Raw genomic sequence first — 19,235 nt, 5'->3', positions numbered from 1 at the left:
ATGCTTGCCGGCCTGCTCGCCGCGCTCGGCGCCGGCCTGCTATGGGGGCTGGTGTTCCTGACCCCGCTGGTGCTGGGCGAATACCCGGGTTTCATGCTCGCCGTGGGCCGCTACCTTGCCTTCGGTATCCTCGCGCTCGGCCTGGCCTGGTTCGATCGCCACGCCCTCGGCCGCCTGAGCCGCGCCGACTGGATCGAGGCCGCCAAGCTGGCGCTGGTCGGCAACCTGCTCTACTACGCCACCCTGGCCACCGCCATCCAGCTTGCCGGGGCGCCGCTGCCCACGCTGATCATCGGCACGCTGCCGGTGGTCATCGCCGTCTGCGCCAACCTGGCCGACCGCGGCAGCGGGGACGCCATACGCTGGTCGCGCCTGCTGCTGCCGCTGGCGCTGATCCTGGCCGGGCTGCTGATCGTGCATGGCGACCGCGGCGGCGGAGCCGGCCTGCACACGGATCCCCTGCCGGGGCTCGCCTTTGCCGTCCTGGCCCTTGCCTGCTGGACCTGGTATCCGATCCGCAACAGCCGCTGGCTGCGCGCACGCGGTCCGGGCCTGTCGCGTGCCTGGGCCACTGCCCAGGGGCTCGCGACCTTGCCGATCGCGCTGCTGGCCGGCATCGGCTATGCGGCATGGAACGAGTTGATGCCCGGCAGCAGCTTCGACTGGCCGCTGGGCCCGCAGCCGGTACTCTTTATCGGCATGTGCCTGCTGCTCGGCCTCGCCGCCTCCTGGCTCGGCACATTGCTGTGGAACAAGGCCAGCCACCTGCTGCCTGCCGCCCTGCTGGGCCAGATGATCGTGTTCGAAACGCTCGCCGCCCTGCTCTACGCCTTCATCTGGTACCAGCGCTGGCCCACGCCGGCCGAGATCGCCGGCATCGCGCTGCTGGTGGCAGGCGTCAGCGTCGGCGTGCGCGTGTTCCGCCGCAGCGGAGCCTAGCCGCGGAAGCCGGGCCGGACCATTCACGCGGCCATCGACTGGCGGCCGAACAGGCTTTATCATCGGCGCCTTCATATTGCACCGCAGCATTTCCCGCCGCCCAGCATCGCCGGACATGAACTTCCTCACTCAGATCATCCTCGAAGCAGGCCGCTCCGCGGTGGAGCTGGCGCTGTTCGTGCTGCTGCCCATCATGGTGGTGATGCTGTCGCTGATGCGCATCCTGGAAGCACGCGGCGTGCTCGACTGGATCGTCGCCCGGCTCGCGCCGCTGCTGCGTCCGGCCGGCCTGACCGGGCTGGGGGTGTTCGCTGCGCTGCAGATCAACTTCGTCAGCTTCGCCGCGCCGATCGCGACGCTGACGATGATGGAGAGCCGCGGCGCCTCGGACCGCCATCTGGCAGCCACGCTGGCGATGGTGATGGCAATGGCGCAGGCCAACGTCACCTTTCCGATGGCGGCGATGGGCCTGTCCTTCGGGCCGGCGCTGCTGCTGTCGCTGGCCGGCGGCATCGTCGCCGCCGCGGTGACCTACCACGGCTTCGGCCGCCGCCTGTCGGCCGCCGAGGCGAGGCTCGACGAAACCCTGCATCACCGCGTCGCCGACGACGCCAAGGGCGTGCTCGACGTCATCAACCGCGCCGGCGCCGAAGCCTTCAAGATCTCGGTCGGTTCGATTCCGATGCTGGTGCTGGCGCTGGTCGCGGTGATGGCTCTTCGCACCAGCGGCGCCATCGATGCGCTGACCACCGCGCTGATGCCGTTGCTGAACGCGCTCGGCATCGATCCGGCGCTGATCCTGCTGACCTTGATGAAGTACATCGCCGGCGGCACGGCGATGATGGGCGTGATGGACGAAATGCTGAAATCCGGCGCCGCCGATGTGGCGCTGCTCAACGCCAGCGCCGGCTTCCTGATCCATCCCCTGGACGTGGCGGGCGTCGCCATCCTGATGTCGGCCGGACCGCGTGTCGCCAGGGTCTGGAAACCCGCGGCACTGGGCGCCATCGTCGGCATCGCGCTGCGCAGCGCAGGCCACGTGCTGCTGCCGGCTTGAACCTTTCCCCTTTCCCTGCCACCCATTCCATGATCGCTGCCCTCACCCTGCTGCTCGTTCTCCAGTTGATCGGCGAAATCATCGCGCGCGGCCTGGATCTGCCGATACCCGGTCCGGTGATCGGCATGATGCTGCTGTTTCTCGGCCTGGTGCTGCGCGGCGGCCCGAGCGAGACCTTGCGCCAGACCGCAGGCAGCCTGCTGCAGCACCTGTCGCTGCTGTTCATCCCCGCCGGCGCCGGCATCATGCTCTACCGCGACCTGATCGCGGCGGAATGGCTGCCGCTGGCTGCTGCGCTGCTCGGCAGCACGGTGCTGGCCATCGTCGTCACCGCACTGGTGCTCGATGCCCTGGTCAAGCGGCATGAACCTGCCGAGCCAGGCGAAGGTAGCAAGCCGTGACGCCGCGCCTGACCGAACTCTGGGTCTATCTGTCGGCCTCGCCGCTGCTGGGCCTGACGCTGACGCTGGTCGCCTATCAGGCCGCGCACTGGCTGTACAAGCGCGCCGGCTTCCATCCGCTCGCCAACCCGGTGATGATCGCGATCACGATCGTGATCACGGTGCTGCTGCTGAGCGGCATGGACTACCGCACCTACTTCGACGGTGCCCAGTTCGTGCATTTCCTGCTCGGCCCGGCGACGGTGGCGCTGGCGATCCCGCTCTACGCGCAATGGCCGCGGCTGAAGGCGATGGCCGGACCGCTGATGATCGCGCTGGTGGTCGGCTCGCTGACCGCCGCGCTGTCGGCCTACGCCATCGGCGCGCTGCTCGGCGCCGGCCGCCCGACGCTGATGTCGCTCGCGCCCAAGAGCGTGACCACGCCGATCGCGATGGCGGTGGCCGAACCGCTCGGCGGCCTGCCCGCGCTCGCCGCCGCGATGGTGATCCTGACCGGCGTGCTCGGCGCCATCCTCGGCCCCTACCTCTACCGCTGGCTACGCATCGGCGACCACGCCATCCGCGGCTTCGCCATCGGCCTCGCCTCGCACGGCATCGGCACCGCGCGGGCCTTTCAGGTCAGCGAGCAGGCCGGCGCCTTCGCCGCGCTGGCGATGGGACTGAACGGACTGCTGACCGCGCTGTCCCTGCCCTGGATCATGCCCTGGCTGGAACGGCTGTTCGGCCGCTGACCCCGGCCCGCGCCACCGGCATCCGGCACCGGGACATCAAAGACATCGACGCAGAGGAAGCCCGCTTGCTGACCGCCCTCCACCTCTGGATCGACCGCAACATCCTCGAACTCGGCCGTGAAATGCGGCTTTCCTACCTGCCGCCGCTGATGGTGTATTGCGCGGCGGGCCTGGCGACCTTCTCCACCATCGTCGGCACCTTCTTCGTCAAGGACTATCTCGGCCTGTCGGCCGCTTTCCTCGCCGCGCTCGCCTTCTGGGCCTACATCCCGTGGGCGCTGAAGATGCCGATCGGCCACCTGGTCGACCTGCTGTGGCGCTACAAGTCCGGGCTGGTTTACCTGGGCGCCACGCTGATCGCCATCAGCCTGCTGATCATGATCGGCCTGATCGGCAAGCCGGACGCGATGCGCGCGGTGATGCCGGCCGAAGCCTGGTTCGTGCTGTCGACGCTGCTGTCGCCGGTCGGCTACGTGCTGCAGGACGCCGTCGCCGACGCGATGACGGTCGAAGCCGTGCCGCGCGTCGACGGACGCGGCCAGCCGATCGACGCCGGCACCGTGCGGCTGATGCACACCACGATGCAGATGCTCGGCCGGGTCGCCATCATCGGCGGCACGGTACTGGTGTCGCTGGTCAACGTGGCGATGTTCCAGGGCTCGGAGCACCTGCCCGAAGTCGGTAAGGTCGCCATCTACCTGCGCATCTACGAACTGGCACTCGTGATCCCGCTGCTGTCGGTCAGCGGCGTGGTGCTGGCCGGCTTTCTGAAGCGCCGCGAAGCGCGCCGGCTGGCCGGACTCGGCCACAGCCGTACCGACATCGACCGCCTGGTGCACGCCCCGGAGGAAACGACCCGGCCCAACTGGTGGATCCTGGGCGGCAGCGCCGCCTTCGTCGCGCTGACCATCGGCGTCGGCCTGTCCGGCTTCGAATACGCCCAGGAGCTCATCTTCGCCGCCTCCTTCGCCATCATCGGCTTCATGATCCACCGCCTGCTGCGCGAACTGTCGCCCGAAGCCGCGCGCACGCTGCTCGGCACCGTGATCGTCATCTTCGCCTTCCGCGCCCTGCCGCTGCCCGGCGCCGGCATGACCTGGTGGATGATCGACGAGCTCGGTTTCGACCAGAGCTTCCTGTCCCGGCTCGACCTGCTCGTCAGCACCCTGACGCTGGCCGGGCTGTTCCTGTTCCGCCGCTTCATGGCGGAAAAGACCATCGTCGACATCGTCATCTTCCTGACGCTCGCCTCGGCTCTGCTGATGCTGCCCGCCATCGGCATGTTCCACGGCCTGCACGAATGGACCGCCGCCCATACCGGCGGCGTGGTCGACGCGCGCTTCATCGCCCTCGCCAACACCGCGCTCGAATCCCCGCTCGGCCAGGTGTCGATGGTGCCGATGCTGGCCTGGATCGCCAATTCCGCGCCGCCCCACCTGAAGGCGACCTTCTTCGCCGTGATGGCGTCCTTCACCAACCTGGCGCTGTCGGCCTCACAGCTCGGCACCAAGTACCTGAACCAGATCTTCACCATCACCCGCGAGGTGAAGGACGCCGCCACCGGCATCGTCGCCACGCCCGCCGACTACAGCCAGCTGGGCGCCCTGCTCGTCACCGTGACCCTGGTCGGCCTGCTGCTGCCGCTCGGCGCCATCCTGCTGACGCGGCTGCTGGGACTGCGCAGCGCATGATCGGCATTGCGCCCAATGCCCGGATTTTTCAGTTTGAACGTGATGCAATGGTGATCGCAGTAGACAAGTGGTGCCGGATACTGCGCAGCAACCAAGCTGCCGGGAGCACATTCAAGGCCAGCCTGTTCACACGACCAAGGGCCCACGCGCATGAACGACTTCCAACAACAGTATGCTTTATGGGATAAGTTCCTGGAGATCTGGCCTGCTTCCCGTCTGCCCAGCATGACACTGGACGAGTACAGCAAGGCAGGCTCCACGGACAGTTTCACCTATTGGATAGAAGCACGCCTGGGTGAACTGGGCAGCATCTGGGGCGGCTCGGCATTCAAGTTCGGCGTGTTCTCACGCAGATCCACCGAACCCCGGGTATCCAACGCCAAACTCAGTTATTCAGACAGCCACGGCTGGTACTCCTCCTTGGGTAGCACAGCCGAGGAAGCTTTCGAGAAAGTACGGGGTTATATAGTCCAGGTTGCGAACTGGGCTACCAATGGAAATCTGGAGGCAATCGACAACTTCAAGCACTTGGGCCGAGCCTACAAGTGGAAGATCGCTTTTCACTACCAGAACCGCCAGAACCGCCAGAACCCGGTGATTGTGCCTGTGTTTTCGAAGAAAATGCTGGCCAATTATCTAGGCGAACCAGTCAGCCAGAGCATGGTGACCCTGCAAAAAGCAGCACTGGCCAGAAGTCCTACTGACATGGGCATTCTTGAGTATGGGCCGCAGATCTGGGCAGCACCGAATGCAAGCCAAACCACCTCAGCTGCCGTATCGACAGACGAGGAAGACGCGAGCGGGCCTGAATCGACGGGAACGAGCTCTCACACTCCAGCCGCTTGTTTCAACCGGATTTACTACGGCCCGCCCGGCACCGGCAAAACCTACACGCTGATGCAACTGCTCGAGCGGGATTACACGCCGCAGAGCGGCGACCCGCAGCCGCGCCACACCTTTGTCACCTTCCACCAGTCCTATGGCTACGAAGAGTTCGTCGAAGGGCTACGCCCGGTACTGAACAGCGGAGACAAAGCCGGCTCGGTCGAATACGAGATCCGTCCCGGTGCATTCAAGGAACTGTGCGACAGAGCGCGCCGATCGCCCAAGCAGCGCTTTGCAATGGTGATCGACGAGATCAACCGTGGCAACATCAGCAAGATTTTTGGTGAACTGATCACCCTGATCGAACCCGACAAGCGCGAAGGAGCCAGAAACGTGCTGACAGTGAGGCTACCGTACTCAGGTGATCCATTCTCGGTGCCTGCCAATGTGGACATCATCGGCACCATGAACACCGCGGACAGATCGCTGGCCTTGCTCGATACCGCCCTGCGCCGACGCTTCGACTTCGTACCGCTGCTGCCCGACACGCGCACCGCAAAGATCCTCGAAGACCCATACAGCGCGCCGCTGGCAGAGCTGGTAGTGCCCACTAAAGTGGGAAACATCGATGTCCGTGCGATGCTGGAGCGGATCAATCAACGCATCGAAGCACTGTACGATCGCGACCACTGCATCGGTCACGCTTATTTCACGGTCCTGGCCGACGTGAGCGATGGAGCCGAACGCTTCAAAAAACTGGCAGACATTTTCCGCAAACGCATCGTACCTTTACTGGAAGAGTACTTTTTCGAGGACTGGCGCAAGATTCGTCTGGTGCTGGGCGATAACCAGAAGTCTGATGGGGCCCACCAGTTCATCACCGAGCGTGACGACCATGAACAAGCGCTGAGCAGCCTGTTCGGCAACAACCACGGCCTTGATAGCTACTCGACCAAACGCCATTACTGCCTCCAGCCTTCAGCTTTTTCCAATCCGGATGCCTACATCCGCATCTACAACCCTGCGTTTGACAGGCAGCCAAGTGGCGGGTAGCACGATATTCGAGTTCGACGTACTGGTGGCCTCGTCGCCTGATGCGCCGAAGATGCCCGACATTGCAGGGCTGGCCGTCGTGCCGCCCGATGTTTTTTCATGGCTGGAGAACTGTGCATTACGTAGCGCCGAGAACGGCGAGTCCACTTGGCTTCGTCTGACTCAACGCTGCGGCCGCCGTGCCGTCCAGGTAACGAACTTCGTTGGAGTGATCCGTAGCCCCGATGGCTTTCAGATCGAAATTCTGCCCAAACTCGGTAAAACCAATGGCGCGGATAGTGCGCGGCAGCTACTAATCGAGATGCTGTGCTGCCTCGGAGGTTTTCACCACATCCAGACACAGCATGCCCAGATGCTGGCCCGACGCATGCCCTTGCTGGAAGTGTTCGTCAGCGAATTCCTCAGAGCAGTGGAGCACGTCGTCAAGCGAGGCTTACGCAGCGATTATCACAGAGAGCAGGACAACCTCTCCATCCTGCGCGGCAAACTGCAAATGTCCGCACACCTGCGCCACAATCTGTTGCGGCGTGACCGCTTCTTTACCGAGTACGACGAATTCTCTCCCGATCGTCCGGAAAATCGCCTGCTGCACGCAGCGTTACGCTGTGCGCTGGCGTGGACAAGTTTGCAGACCAATCAGCGACTGGCGCAGGAACTGTGTTTCGTTTTCGCCGACATTCCTGCATCCAAACAGCACAGCATGGACTTCATGCACGTGCGGCTGGATCGTGGCATGGCACATTACGAAGCTGCGCTGGCCTGGGCGCGCTTGATCCTACGGGACGAATCACCGCTCACGGCCGCAGGCGATCATCGTGCGCCGTCCCTGCTGTTTCCGATGGAAGCGATATTCGAGGCTTTCGTCGCCAAGCATCTATCCCGGCAACTGGGTGCAGGCTTCACCTTGCACTCACAGGCGCGCAGTCATTCGCTGATCAGGCATCGTGGGCAAAACTGGTTTCGCCTGAAACCGGACTTGCTGGTACAGACTGCGCAAACCACCCATCTGGTGCTGGACACCAAATGGAAGTTGCTCAATGCCAAAACTGCCAACAGCAACGAGCGGTACGGACTCGATCAAAGTGACTTCTATCAGTTGCACGCCTATGGCCAGAACTACCTGGACGGCAAGGGTGACGTCGTACTGATCTACCCGCAAACGGACAGTTTCGATACGCCTCTGCCGGTGTTCGAGTTCCCCAAATCCCCAGGCCTGCGGTTGTGGGCGTTACCGTTCTGTCTGCACGCCAAGCATCTACGGCTACCAGGTTGCAGGAGCCTTGACACCTACTTCCTTCTCTCAAGCGGTTCATAGCGTGCCCTCAGACAGCAAGGCATGATGGATTTGCATACCCTCCAACACCTGCGTTGACCTTTCGCATTGTCTTCCACGCCGGGCTGGCGGACACTTGAGCGCATCGCACAAGACGAGAGGCCCAAGATGACCCCCAGCTCGGTTCACGACATCCGCAACCTCGCCCTGTTCGGCCACGCCGGCTGCGGCAAGACCACGCTGATCGAGACCCTGCTCGCCGCCGCCGGCGAGATCGGCACGGCCGGCAGCGTCGAGCGCGGCGACACCGTGTCGGACTTCGACCCGCAGGAAAAGGCCATGGGCCACTCGCTGCATGCGGCGCTGGTGCATCTGGAATGGGCCGGACACTGGATCAACCTGCTCGACACCCCGGGCCTGCCCGATCTCGCCGGCCGCGCGCTGGTCGCGCTGCCGGCGGTCGACACCGCGGCGGTGGTCATCGACGCCGCAGCCGGCGTCGAAAGCGTCAGCCGCCGCATGATGGCGGCGGCGCAGGGCAAGTGCCGCATGATCGTGGTGAACAAGATCGACGCCGGCGGCGTCGACTTCGGCGCGCTGATGGAGGCGATCGTCGCCGAGTTCGGTCGCGAATGCCTGCCGATCAACCTGCCCTCGAGCGACGGCGGCCGCGTCATCGACTGCTTCTTCGCTCCGCAGAACGACGCCGCCACCGCCTTCTCCAGCGTCGGCGCGGCCCATGACGCGATCGTCGACCAGATCGTCGAGCTCGACGAAGAGCTGATGGCGAAGTACCTGGAGCAGGGCGAATCGCTCGACCCCGAACAATTGCACGCGCCTTTCGAACAGGCCTTGCGCGAAGGCCATCTGGTGCCGGTGTGCTTCGTCTCCGCCCGCAGCCGCGCCGGCGTACGCGAACTGCTCGACATCCTCGGCAAGCTCGCGCCCGATCCCACCGAGGGCAATCCGCCGGCCTTCCTGAAAGGCGAAGGCGCCAATGCCGAGCCGGTCGCGGTGCGGCCCGAGGCCGACCGCCATGTGGTCGCGCACGTGTTCCAGATCGCCAACGACCCCTATCGCGGCAAGCTCGGGCTGTTCCGCGTCCATCAGGGCAGCGTCACGCCCAGTTCGCAGCTTTTCGTCGGCGACGGCCGCAAGCCCTTCAAGGTCGCCCACCTGCTGCGCATGCAGGGCAGGACCGCGGTCGAGACCGCACTCGCGGTGCCCGGCGACCTGTGCGCAGTGGCGCGCGTCGACGAGTTGGTGCACGACGCGGTGCTGCACGATTCGCACGACGAGGACTTCTTCCATCTCGCCCCCACCGCCTATCCGCAGCCGGTGTTCGGCCTCGCGCTGATGACGCGCAAGCCGGCCGACGAGCAGAAGCTGTCCGAGGCCCTGGCCCGGCTCACCGAGGAAGACCCCTGCCTCGAAGTGAGCTTCGACCACCGCAACCGCCGCACCGTGGTGCGCGGCCTGGGCGAACAGCACCTGAAGATCGTGCTCGACGAACTGGCGGCGCGCTGGAACCTGCAGCTCGATACCGCGCCGCCCAGCATTCCCTATCGCGAGACCATCAGCGTGGTCGCCGAGGCGCGCTACCGCCACAAGAAGCAGAGCGGCGGCGCCGGCCAGTTCGGCGAAGTCGCGCTGCGCGTCGAGCCGCTGGAGCGCGGCGCCGGCATCGAACTGGCGGACGAGGTCAAGGGCGGCACGATTCCGACCCACTTCATGCCGGCAGTGGAGAAAGGCGTGCGCCAGGCGCTGGCCGAAGGCGCTTATGCCGGCTTCCCGCTCCAGGATCTGCGCGTGGTGGTCACCGACGGCAAGCATCACGCGGTGGATTCGAACGAAGTCTCCTTCGTCACCGCGGCCCGCCATGCGCTGATCGAAGCGGTGCTGGCAGCCAGGCCGCAGGTGCTGGAGCCGCTGCTCGACGTGCAGGTGAAGGTGGCCGATGCCCGCTTCGGCGACGTCAGCGCCGAGCTGGCCGGGCGCCGCGGCCGCCTGACCAGCACCGACAGCCCGACGGCGGGATGGACGCTGATCTCGGCCCGCGTGCCGATGGCGAGCCTGGACGGTTTCGAAAGCCGGCTGAAATCCATCTGCGCCGGCGAAAGCGAGTTCATGCTCAGCGCCGGCGGCTACGAGGCGGCGCCGGCCGAGATCCAGAGCCAGCTGGCGCAGGCCCACGCCGGCAACGGGAACGGCAATGGCGGCAACGGCGCGCACTGAAACGGGACGAGGCACGACCCCTCGCCGCCGGCCGGACCGGCGGCGAGGCCGTGAGCGGACATGAGGACGGAACTGAGCCCAGCGCAACGCGCCTACTGGCGCCGCAACCTGCTGCTGACCTGCGGGCTGCTGGCAGTGTGGTTCGGCGTGACTTTCGTCGCCGGCTATTTCGCCGACGAGCTCAACACCATCCACTTCCTCGGCTTTCCACTGGGCTTCTACATCCTCGCCCAGGGCTCGCTGGTGGTCTATCTGCTGATCATCATGGTGTATGTGATCGTGATGGGCCGCCTCGACCGGCGCTACGGCGTCGGCGAACGCCCGTAGCGCCGGCCGGGCTCAGCGCACCAGGCCCGGATTGCCGCCAACACCTTTCAGCTCCGGCAGGTTCAGCGCCTGCTGGGTGAGCACCTTCTGCGCGCGCAGATGGCTGGCCACCACGTCCCACACCGCGGGGCCCGAATCCCTCGCCTCTTCCGACACCGGCGCCCAGCCGGCGACCTTGTAGGTCTTGCCCGGCTCGATGCGCCTGCCCTTCAGCGTCATGTTGTCGATGCGCCGGCCCATTGCCGCGCCAGGGTCGCAGGTGTATTGCAGGCCGCCCACCCGCACCATGTCGCCGCCCTGCTGGTAGTAGGGGTCGGGGTTGAACAGATTGTCGGCGACGTCCTCCAGGATGGTCTTGATCATCTCGCCGCTCATCTCGGTAAGCGTGGTCCACGGATAGGTGATCGCGGTCTGGTCGAGCAGATGCTCCATCGTGATGGTGTCGCCCGGCAGCAGCGAAGTGCCCCAACGGAAACCGGGCGAGAACGCCAGTTCGGCATCCTTTTCGGCGATCAGCGCATCGACGATGAGCTGGTCCCACGAGCCGTTGAAGTTGCCGCGGCGGTACAGCAGGCCTTCGGTGACGGCGAGCGGCTCGCCGAGTTTTTCGAGGAAGGGCGCGCGGACCTTGTCGATGAAGGCGGCCATCTCCGGGTCGGCCGGCAGCAGGTTGGCGAATACCGGCAGCAGCCGGTAGCGGAAATCTGCCACCTTGCCGTCCCTGACGTCGAAGTCCATCACGCCGAGGAACTTGCCGTTGGAGCCGGCATTGGTGACCAGGGTCTTGCCGCCCGCGTTGTCCACCACGGTCGGCGCCGGCATGCCGTCGTGGGTGTGGCCGCCGAAGATCGCGTCGATGCCGGTGACGCGGCTGGCCAGCTTGAGGTCGACGTCCATGCCGTTGTGCGACAGCACGACGACCACCTGGGCGCCTTCCGCCCGTGCGGCATCGACCGCCTCCTGCATGCCCTGCTCCTGGATGCCGAAGCTCCAGTCGGGCGTCATCCAGCGCGGATTGGCGATCGGCGTGTAGGGGAAGGCCTGGCCGACGATCGCCACCGGCACACCGTTGATGTTGCGGATGACGTAGGGCTTGAAGACCGGATCCTCGAAATCGGTGGTCTTCACATTCTGAGCGACGATGTCGATGCGGCCGGCGAAATCCTTCTCCTCGATCTCCTTGACGCGCTCGGCGCCGTAGGTCGATTCCCAGTGCAGCGTCATCACGTCCACGCCCAGCAGCTTGCAGGCATCGACCATGTCCTGCGCCTTCGTCCACAGCGCGGTGGCCGAACCCTGCCAGGTGTCGCCGCCGTCGAGCAGCAGCGCACCGGGGCGGCTGGCCTTCAACTGCTTGACCAGCGTCGCCAGATGGGCGAAGCCGCCGACCTTGCCGTAGGTCTTCGCCGCCTCGACGAAATCCAGGTAGGTGAAGGCATGCGCCTCGATGCTGCCGGGCCGGATGCCGAAGTGCTTCAGCAGGTGCTCGCCGACGAGGTGCGGCACCTTGCCCGACATGTTGCCGATGCCGAGGTTGACGCTGGGCTCGCGGAAATGGATCGGCAGCAGTTGCGCGTGGCAGTCGGTCATGTGCAGCAGGCTGACATTGCCGAACGCAGGCATGTCGTACAGGGCGGCGGCCGCTTGCTGCGCGCGTGCGAAACCCGAATGCAGGCTCATACCGCCGGCCGCTGCCACCGCCAGCATCTGCATGAATTCACGACGATTCATCGACATGGATCATTCCTTTGACGAAAAAATACCCCCACGCTCCGCCGCTGCGCGGGTCGCAAGAGGGCCAGCTCTGCACAGCCGACCCGTTCCGCAGGCACGGAGCAGTGCTCCGCGAAACCCCTGCTCCACCCCCCGAGGGGGCTGTTTTGCCTTGGGGCGGCCCGGCGGCAAAAAAAACGGCCCGGGGCCGGAGCCTCGGGCCCTGCGCGATGGCATCAGCGGACGGGGCTTACTGGTTGACCGGCGAAGCGGGGTCGAACAGGAAGGCCATCACGTGGCGGATCTGGGCTTCGGTCAGGATGCCGCCGTAGCCGTTGCGCGGCATGTCGCTGCAGGCGTGGTAGGCCTTGGAGTTCCACAGCTTGCCCCAGGTGTATTTGACGATCTCCTCGCCGTTGCCGCGCAGCTTGGCATAGCCTTCGAGGCTGGGGCCGATGGTGCCTTCGGAGACCTCGTTCGGATCCATCGCGTGGCAGTTGTAGCAGCCGCCGCCGTTGTTGTTCGGCGTCTTGTCGGTCCAGGTCAGGCCGCGGCCGCTGGCGGCGATCTTCTGCCCTTCCTTCCAGTCGCCACCGGTGTAGTTGCCGTCGGCCGGCCACTGGATCTTGGCCATCTCTGCGGCCTGCAGGCGCTGCATGGTTGCCGCGTCCGGGGGCGTCGGGCTGGAGCACGCTTGCTGGATCTCGTCCTGCTTCTGGCGGTCGAGGCTGGCGATGCCGTTCGCCTTGAAGGAGCTCAGCATCATCTCTTCGACCTTGGCCTGCAGTTCGTCGGCCACGGCGACGGAGGCGCACAGCGCCAGCGGCACGGCAATGAACAGTTTTTTCATGTCGTTCGCTCCCTCAGCGCTTGACGCCGGGCCACTTGGCCTCGATGCCGTTGCCCTTGCCCGCCATGAAGGTGGACAGCGCGATGATCACGTCCGAACCGAAGATCGGCTCGGCCGCACGCTGCTGGCGGAAGCAGTCCCACAGGCGGTGCTGCATGGTCCAGAACTGCGAGCTGGACACCCGGTAGGCCGGCCACGAACCCCAGCCTTCGGCCGCGCCTTCACGGGTGGTGATGTTGGGCAATTGGGTGGCGCGGATGCGCTTGCCGTCCTGGCTGTGGCAGGACGCACAGGAGAAGTCCATGACCCCGAGCCGGTAGTAGAAAGTCCGCTCGCCGAGCTCGTACATCTCCTTCACTTTCGGGTGCGACAGATCGATGGCGATCTTCTCGCCCTTGGAGTGGGTGACGACATAGGCCACCAGCGCCGCCAGCTTGGCGCGCTCGCCCTGCAGGAATTTCCCGTCGATGATCTCCTTGGACGGAATGCCCTGCAGCGTTTCCATACAGTACATCAGGCGCGTTTCGATGTCCTGCACCCTGCCCGCGTCCTCGAAGTAGCGCGGCAACTGCGCTGCCGCGCCCGCGACCACGCCCGCTCCCAGGCCCAGGTCGCACTGTTCGAGCGTGGCGTTGTTCGGCCCGCGCGCGGTGCGCCACAGTTCCTCGCCTTCCATCTCGTAGAGTTCGGCCGGATTTCCATCCGCCAGCATCTCGCGGTAAGCGTCGAAATTGAGTTCTTCCTGCGCCGACGCGGGCGCCGTCAGGGCAATGCCGACGCACACGGCGACGGCCTTGATTCGTTTTCTCATTTTTTCTCCTCCATGGCTTCCGTGCCGCCATGCTCTCCTATTACCCGCCTGCGCTCGTCCCCGCCGCACCCGCCTGGCTGCGGCCACAGTGAGCATCAGGCGATCTGGGCTTCGTCGGTGCGGGAGTCGCCCTTGTTGTCCACCCAGCTGACGGTGATCTTGTCGCCTTTCTCGCCACCCTTGAACTTGAAGGCGAGATAGGGATTGGTGGAAACGGACGGACCGAATTCGGCACTCAGCACGAGCTTGTCGTTGTGCTTGGCGGTCAGTTCGGTGATGAAGTGGGCCGGAATCACTTCGCCGGCGGAATCCTTGCGCTGGCCGGTTTCCATGACGTGCGACATCAGCACACGGACTTCGGTGACGCCATCCTTGGCGGCGGCGCGAATACGCATCGGGCTTGCCATTTCGATATTTCTCCTGAATCTCTTCGTCGATCAGCCGCCGCAGCCGCCGAGCGTGACCTTGACTTCTTTCTTGGCCATGTAGAACTTGCCGTCGGCCTTGACCAGGGCATACACGTCCGAGGTCTGCCCCATCTTGACGCGCGTCTGCACCTCGGCCTGGGTGCCTTCGGGAATCGTGAAGCTGGCGGCGAGCATGTACGGATTCTTCTCGATCATGATCGCGACGTATTCGGTTCCCGGAATGTTGCTGACCACGCCGACCGGCACCACGGCACCGTTCTCGGCGATGTCCGGTGTGTTGAGGACCACATCACCACTCACGGCCGGTTTGCCGGCACCGAGCACTTCGAACGCCGCATCCAGGCTCTTGGCGCCGAAAGCCTGCTCGTTCCAGGCCGCATGGGCCATTTCCGGCCTGATCAAGCCCACCGTGGCCAGCAGTCCTAGCACACCCAGACCGCTGCCCGCTTTCAGGGCGTCCCTGCGTTGATGATTCATCCCGTCTCTCCTTGTAGAGCTGTTACTGCGCTTTCGCGCCCTGCAAAATCCATTCGACCAACCGTTCGATGTCGCCGTCGGCGACATGCCCCTGCGGCGGCATCGGCACCGCCCCCCAGACGCCCTGGCCACCGGCCTTCACCTTGGCGGCCAGCTTGGCCGCGGCATCGGCCTGCCCCCGGTATTTTTGGGCAATTTCATTGTAACCGGGACCAACGATCCCTTTCTCGACGCCATGGCAGGCCATGCAGCCCTTTTCCTTGGCAAGCGCCAGGGCGGAGGCCGCGGCGCGGGCATCGCTGCCTTCCGCAGGCTCCGGCGCACCGGTGGGCTTGCCGCGCGTCTGGCCCACCGGGCGGTTCTGCTCCGCCAGGTTGCCGTGGGCATCCTGCGCATAGTCGGGCAGCGCCGAGGCGATCTCCACCTTCTCCTTGCAATCCTTCATGCAGACCACGTTGACGACGTCGGGCTTGCCGCCGTTGCCGATGCCGCCGCTGGATGCCGGTGCGCCCGGCCACATGCCGTGCTCGGTCGTCATGCCGTTGCGGTTGGGCATGCGCGCCTGCACTTCGTGGATGTTCTCGTCGCTCAGCACGTAGTCGGCCGGCACGATTTCGCCCAGGTTCAGCAGGTAGGCGAGGATCGCATAGACGTCGTCGGGCGCGAGCGACTTCGGCGCAGTCCAGGGCATCGCGCGCTGAATGTAGTCGAACAGCGTCGACACCGTCGGCACCTTCATCAAGGTGGTGCGCTGCGGGAAGGAGCCATCGATCAGCGCCGCGACGCGGCCGGTCTCGATGTCCTGCAGCGTCGTGCCGCCGGCGATCGGCGTGAACACCTCGTTGGACTCGCCGAAGCTGCCGTGGCAGCTCGCGCAATGGGCTTCCCACAACTCCATGCCGCGATCGACGTCGCCGGAACCTTTCGGCAGGCCGGTGAAATCCGGCCGCACGTCGATGTCCCAGGCGCTCACTTCGGCCTCGGTCGCCGCGCGGCCGATGCCCGGATAGCGATCGAAAGCCGCCGCCGGCGCCGCGGCGGCAAGGATCCCGAGAACGATCAGCGTCTTACAGAACCTGGACATTGCTGACCTCGCCGGACTCGACCACCTTCCAGGACTGGATGGCATTGTTGTGGTAGATGGAGCGGGTGCCGCGCACCTTGCGCAACTGGCCGTAGCTCGGCTGGACATGGCCGGTTTCATCCTCCGCGCGCGACTGCAGGATGGCGGGCTTGCCGTCCCATACCCAGCCGATGTTGAAGCGCGTGACCGCCTTCGACAGCACCGGCGTTTCCAGCCGCGCCTCGCGCCAGTTGATGCCGCCGTCGGTGGAGACATCGACACGGGTGATCCTGCCGCGCCCCGACCAGGCCATGCCGGAGATGTTGTAGAAGCCCTTGTCGAGCAGCAGCTGGCCGCCCGACGGCGTGGTGATGACCGACTTGCATTCCTGCACCGAGGTGTACTGGCGGTGCAGGCCGTCCGGCATCAGGTCGATGTAATGCACCGCTTCGTCCTTGGTCGCCCAGGGCTTGTCGCCGACCTCGATGCGGCGCAGCCACTTCACCCAGCTCACGCCCTGCACGCCCGGCACGACGAGGCGCAGCGGATAGCCGTTCTCGGGACGCAGCATCTCGCCGTTCATGCCATAGGCGACGAAGACTTCGCCGGACTCGATCAGTTCCATCGGGATGGTACGGGTCATCGACGAGCCATCGGCGCCTTCGGCCAGCACATAGCGGCCTTTCTCGTAGTCGGCGCCGCACATGTCGAGGATTTCCTTCAGCGGCACGCCGGTGAACTCCGAACAGGAGAGCATGCCGTGCGAGTACTGGACGGTCGGCACCGCGACGTTGCCCCACTCCATGCCGGTATTGGCGCCGCACTCGATGAAGTGGATGCGCGACACCGACGGCAGGCGCATCAGATCGTCCATCGTGAACACTGCATTGGTCCTGACCAGGCCGTTGATCATCAGGCGGTGCTTCGACGGATCGACGTCGTGCCAGCCCTGGTGATGGCGCTCGAAATGCAGGCCGGAAGGCGTGATGATGCCGAACAGCCCCTGCAAGGGCGTGAACGCCACCGACGAGCCGCCGACCCGCGTCAGGCCCGGGCTCTCGCGCCGCCGCAGGCCGCGCTCGTACCTCGATGGCATGCCGTAGGGATTCGCCGCCACCGGCAGGCCGAGCGAAGTGCTCCACGGCGGCAGGTTCAGGATGGCCGGATCACCCTCGCTCGCAGCGCGCACCGCTGTGGGCGCCGCCATCGCCGCCGCAGCGGCCAGAAAGGCCTTGCGCAGGAAATCCCGCCGCCCGTCCTTCACCGCCGCGATCTGCTCGGCGGTGAGGAAATTCTCCGGTGCCGGCCTCACCCGGCCAGGCCGGGCATCGATGTCTGCCATGCGTGCAATCCCCCCTCCGGATACACTATCAGTGATGCTTATGAATGCATTTTCCTATTTAGACTCAATCTAAAAGCACATAAAAATATAGTCAAGAACTAATATTTATGCGGCGCAGCATTGATCGTGATTCCTGCAAAGCAATGCGGAAAGCTTGCGCATGCCGCAGCATCGATGTGGCTATACTCTGCGTCGCCGGCCCTCGCCTGCACACAGAATGCGCGCCGGACGGCCCTTTCAGGGCCTGGCGCATCCAGTATCGGCACAAGAATCGGAGGGACATCCTTGTGAATCTCAAGCACGCCCTGGCCATGCTCGGCCTCGTCGGGCTCAGCGCTGCGGCGCAGGCCCAGGACCCCAATCTGGCCCGCAACCTCGCCGCCACCTGTGCGAACTGTCACGGCACCAACGGACACAGCGTCGGCGGCATGGACTCTCTCGCCGGCGAAGCCCAGGACAAACTGATGCAGAAGCTGATGGACTTCAAGTCGGGCGACAAGCCGGCGACGATCATGCACCAGATCGTCAAGGGCTACACCGACGAACAGCTCACGCTCATCACTGCCTGGTTCGCGGCGCAGAAATAAGGGAGAGACAGGACGATGTTCACCAGACGCGATTTTCTCAAGACCGCCGGCATCGCCGCAGCAGGCAGCACCACGCTCGCCGGACTGTCCGCCTGTGCCACGGCGGGCGGCAAGAGCCGGGGCCACGTCGTCATCGTCGGCGGCGGCTACGGCGGCGCGACCGCGGCTAAGTACCTGCGCATGTGGAGCAATGGTACGGTCGACGTGACGCTGATCGAGCGCAACCCCACTTTCATCTCGTGCCCGATCTCGAACCTCGTGATCGGCGGCGTCAAGCAGATGGAAGACATCACCGTCGGCTACGACAACCTGAAGTCGAAATGGGGCGTTCGTATCGTCACCGACGAAGTCACCGCCATCGACACCGACAAGCGCACGGTCGCCACGGCGCGGAACGGTTCGCTGGGCTACGACCGCCTGGTGCTGTCGCCCGGCATCGATTTCATCCCCGGTGCCGTCGGCGGACTGGACGGCAATCAGGAGCGCATCCCGCACGCCTGGAAGGCCGGCCCCCAGACCGTGCTGCTGCGCAAGCAGTTGCAGGACATGGCCGATGGCGGCGTGTTCGCGCTGCACATTCCCAAGGTGCCCTACCGCTGCCCGCCCGGCCCCTACGAGCGCGCCTGCGTCGTCGCCAATTACCTGCGCGCCGCCAAGCCGAAATCCAAGGTGCTGGTGCTCGATTCCAACGAAGAAATCCAGTCGAAGAAAGGGCTGTTCACCAAGGCTTTCGAAAGCTACAAGGGCTTGATCGAATACGTGCCCAACAGCTCGCTGCAGAGCGTCGATGCGGCCAGCCTCACCGCCGAACTCGAATTCGACAGCGTCAAGGCCGACGTGCTGAACGTGATCCCGCCGATGCGGGCCGGCGACATCGCGCTGAAGGCCGGCCTGCCGCTGATCAACGAGCGCTGGGTCGACATCGACTGGCTGACGATGGAAGCCAAGGGCGTGCCGGGCGTGCATGTGTTGGGTGACGCGCTGTTCCCGGCGCCGACGATGCCGAAGTCCGGCCACATGGCCAACCAGCACGCCAAGGTCGCGGCGGCGGCGATCCTGAACCTGTTCGAAGGCATCGCCCCCAACCCGACGCCGGTGGTGATGAACACCTGCTACAGCTTCGTCGACGACCGCAACGTCATCCACGTCGCCTCGGTGCACCAGTACGACGCCGAGAAGAAGCAGCCGATGCCGGTACAGGGCGCAGGCGGCGTATCGGCAGCCGCCAACGAGATCGAAGGCAAGGCGGCACTGGCCTGGGCGAAGAACATCTGGGCCGACATGCTGGCCTGAGACATCATTTCCGCTTCGAGAACGGGAGCGCGGCCATCGGCCCGCTCCCGTTTTTTTCATCCCTGCCCGCTCATACCGGCCTGCACTCGAAGCGAGAACAAGGCCGTAGCCCGTGCTGCGGCACGGCAAGGCCGAGCAA

General features: G+C 65.2%; 18 protein-coding genes. 11 read left to right on the top strand and 7 right to left on the bottom strand.

What is annotated here, in order from left to right; all coding sequences use genetic code 11:
* The 9 genes from NX068_RS14280 to NX068_RS14240 all read left to right on the top strand — a co-directional run bounded on the left by NX068_RS14280 (position 1) and on the right by NX068_RS14240 (position 10,532).
* A complete protein-coding gene (locus tag NX068_RS14280) occupies positions 1-939 on the top strand; it encodes a DMT family transporter (RefSeq protein WP_263461928.1) in 939 nt (312 codons plus the stop codon).
* A gap of 115 nt (positions 940-1,054) precedes the next feature.
* Positions 1,055-1,996 (top strand): nucleoside recognition family protein, encoded by a 942-nt coding sequence (locus NX068_RS14275; protein ID WP_263461927.1) that lies wholly within the window; start codon positions 1,055-1,057, stop codon positions 1,994-1,996.
* Positions 1,997-2,025: 29 nt separating this feature from the next.
* A complete protein-coding gene (locus NX068_RS14270) occupies positions 2,026-2,397 on the top strand; it encodes a CidA/LrgA family protein (protein WP_263461926.1) in 372 nt (123 codons plus the stop codon).
* Positions 2,394-3,128 carry an LrgB family protein gene (locus tag NX068_RS14265; protein WP_263461925.1) on the top strand — a complete coding sequence of 245 codons (735 nt, stop codon included), beginning with the start codon at positions 2,394-2,396 and terminating at the stop codon, positions 3,126-3,128. Before NX068_RS14270 ends, NX068_RS14265 begins: the two co-directional genes overlap by 4 nt.
* A 122-nt stretch (positions 3,129-3,250) precedes the next feature.
* Positions 3,251-4,819, top strand: coding sequence for an MFS transporter (locus tag NX068_RS14260; protein ID WP_442806748.1), 1,569 nt, complete (start codon positions 3,251-3,253; stop codon positions 4,817-4,819).
* Between the two features lie 150 nt (positions 4,820-4,969).
* Positions 4,970-6,697 carry an McrB family protein gene (locus NX068_RS14255; protein WP_263461923.1) on the top strand — a complete coding sequence of 576 codons (1,728 nt, stop codon included), beginning with the start codon at positions 4,970-4,972 and terminating at the stop codon, positions 6,695-6,697.
* Positions 6,687-8,012, top strand: coding sequence for an McrC family protein (locus NX068_RS14250; RefSeq protein ID WP_263461922.1), 1,326 nt, complete (start codon positions 6,687-6,689; stop codon positions 8,010-8,012). The genes NX068_RS14255 and NX068_RS14250 overlap by 11 nt, the downstream gene beginning before the upstream one ends.
* Positions 8,013-8,138: 126 nt before the next feature.
* Positions 8,139-10,205, top strand: coding sequence for an elongation factor G (fusA, locus tag NX068_RS14245; RefSeq protein WP_263461921.1), 2,067 nt, complete (start codon positions 8,139-8,141; stop codon positions 10,203-10,205).
* A gap of 60 nt (positions 10,206-10,265) precedes the next feature.
* Positions 10,266-10,532, top strand: a complete 267-nt coding sequence (locus NX068_RS14240) for a DUF4212 domain-containing protein (RefSeq protein ID WP_263461920.1) — start codon at positions 10,266-10,268, stop codon at positions 10,530-10,532.
* 12 nt (positions 10,533-10,544) lie between these two features.
* Here the strand turns inward: NX068_RS14240 and soxB are convergent, their stop codons facing one another.
* The 7 genes from soxB to soxC form a co-directional block, all read right to left on the bottom strand.
* Positions 10,545-12,269: a thiosulfohydrolase SoxB gene (gene soxB, locus NX068_RS14235; RefSeq protein ID WP_263461919.1), complete on the bottom strand. Its 1,725-nt coding sequence runs from the start codon at positions 12,267-12,269 to the stop codon at positions 10,545-10,547.
* Positions 12,270-12,495: 226 nt separating this feature from the next.
* The gene (soxX, locus tag NX068_RS14230; protein ID WP_263461918.1) at positions 12,496-13,095 is read right to left on the bottom strand and encodes a sulfur oxidation c-type cytochrome SoxX; all 600 of its coding nucleotides are present in this window, start codon (positions 13,093-13,095) and stop codon (positions 12,496-12,498) included.
* Positions 13,096-13,108: 13 nt separating this feature from the next.
* Positions 13,109-13,906: a sulfur oxidation c-type cytochrome SoxA gene (gene soxA / locus NX068_RS14225; RefSeq protein ID WP_263461917.1), complete on the bottom strand. Its 798-nt coding sequence runs from the start codon at positions 13,904-13,906 to the stop codon at positions 13,109-13,111.
* Positions 13,907-14,001: 95 nt separating this feature from the next.
* On the bottom strand, positions 14,002-14,313 hold the full coding sequence (soxZ, locus tag NX068_RS14220; protein WP_263461916.1) for a thiosulfate oxidation carrier complex protein SoxZ: 312 nt from the start codon (positions 14,311-14,313) through the stop codon (positions 14,002-14,004).
* A gap of 30 nt (positions 14,314-14,343) precedes the next feature.
* Positions 14,344-14,811, bottom strand: coding sequence for a thiosulfate oxidation carrier protein SoxY (gene soxY, locus NX068_RS14215; protein WP_263461915.1), 468 nt, complete (start codon positions 14,809-14,811; stop codon positions 14,344-14,346).
* A gap of 22 nt (positions 14,812-14,833) precedes the next feature.
* Entirely contained in the window at positions 14,834-15,895 is a 1,062-nt protein-coding gene (locus tag NX068_RS21155; RefSeq protein ID WP_268740243.1) for a c-type cytochrome, read from the bottom strand.
* Positions 15,879-17,216: a sulfite dehydrogenase gene (soxC, locus tag NX068_RS14200; RefSeq protein WP_263461914.1), complete on the bottom strand. Its 1,338-nt coding sequence runs from the start codon at positions 17,214-17,216 to the stop codon at positions 15,879-15,881. Before soxC ends, NX068_RS21155 begins: the two co-directional genes overlap by 17 nt.
* Before the next feature lie 287 nt (positions 17,217-17,503).
* On the opposite strand from soxC, the gene NX068_RS14195 reads away from it, so the two are divergent.
* Both NX068_RS14195 and NX068_RS14190 read left to right on the top strand, forming a co-directional pair.
* Complete coding sequence (locus tag NX068_RS14195; protein ID WP_068636151.1) at positions 17,504-17,803, top strand: c-type cytochrome; 300 nt, start codon at positions 17,504-17,506, stop codon at positions 17,801-17,803.
* A gap of 15 nt (positions 17,804-17,818) precedes the next feature.
* A complete protein-coding gene (locus NX068_RS14190; protein ID WP_263461913.1) occupies positions 17,819-19,096 on the top strand; it encodes an FCSD flavin-binding domain-containing protein in 1,278 nt (425 codons plus the stop codon).
* The last annotated feature ends 139 nt before the right edge of the window (positions 19,097-19,235 follow it).

This window comes from Thauera carbonicopians, assembly GCF_025699485.1.
In the GTDB taxonomy this organism is placed as follows: Bacteria; Pseudomonadota; Gammaproteobacteria; order Burkholderiales; family Rhodocyclaceae; genus Thauera.
This window is presented reverse-complemented; position numbering and strand designations above follow the sequence as displayed.

Coding starts and splice junctions, on each gene's coding strand:
- NX068_RS14255 (WP_263461923.1), top strand. CDS start 4,970: ATGAACGACTTCCAACAACAGTATGCTTTATGGGATAAGTTCCTGGAG.
- NX068_RS14190 (WP_263461913.1), top strand. CDS start 17,819: ATGTTCACCAGACGCGATTTTCTCAAGACCGCCGGCATCGCCGCAGCA.
- NX068_RS14270 (WP_263461926.1), top strand. CDS start 2,026: ATGATCGCTGCCCTCACCCTGCTGCTCGTTCTCCAGTTGATCGGCGAA.
- soxX (WP_263461918.1), bottom strand. CDS start 13,095: ATGAAAAAACTGTTCATTGCCGTGCCGCTGGCGCTGTGCGCCTCCGTC.
- NX068_RS14280 (WP_263461928.1), top strand. CDS start 1: ATGCTTGCCGGCCTGCTCGCCGCGCTCGGCGCCGGCCTGCTATGGGGG.
- NX068_RS21155 (WP_268740243.1), bottom strand. CDS start 15,895: ATGTCCAGGTTCTGTAAGACGCTGATCGTTCTCGGGATCCTTGCCGCC.
- soxZ (WP_263461916.1), bottom strand. CDS start 14,313: ATGGCAAGCCCGATGCGTATTCGCGCCGCCGCCAAGGATGGCGTCACC.
- NX068_RS14240 (WP_263461920.1), top strand. CDS start 10,266: ATGAGGACGGAACTGAGCCCAGCGCAACGCGCCTACTGGCGCCGCAAC.
- NX068_RS14275 (WP_263461927.1), top strand. CDS start 1,055: ATGAACTTCCTCACTCAGATCATCCTCGAAGCAGGCCGCTCCGCGGTG.
- NX068_RS14260 (WP_442806748.1), top strand. CDS start 3,251: ATGCGGCTTTCCTACCTGCCGCCGCTGATGGTGTATTGCGCGGCGGGC.
- soxA (WP_263461917.1), bottom strand. CDS start 13,906: ATGAGAAAACGAATCAAGGCCGTCGCCGTGTGCGTCGGCATTGCCCTG.
- fusA (WP_263461921.1), top strand. CDS start 8,139: ATGACCCCCAGCTCGGTTCACGACATCCGCAACCTCGCCCTGTTCGGC.
- soxB (WP_263461919.1), bottom strand. CDS start 12,269: ATGTCGATGAATCGTCGTGAATTCATGCAGATGCTGGCGGTGGCAGCG.
- soxC (WP_263461914.1), bottom strand. CDS start 17,216: ATGGCAGACATCGATGCCCGGCCTGGCCGGGTGAGGCCGGCACCGGAG.
- soxY (WP_263461915.1), bottom strand. CDS start 14,811: ATGAATCATCAACGCAGGGACGCCCTGAAAGCGGGCAGCGGTCTGGGT.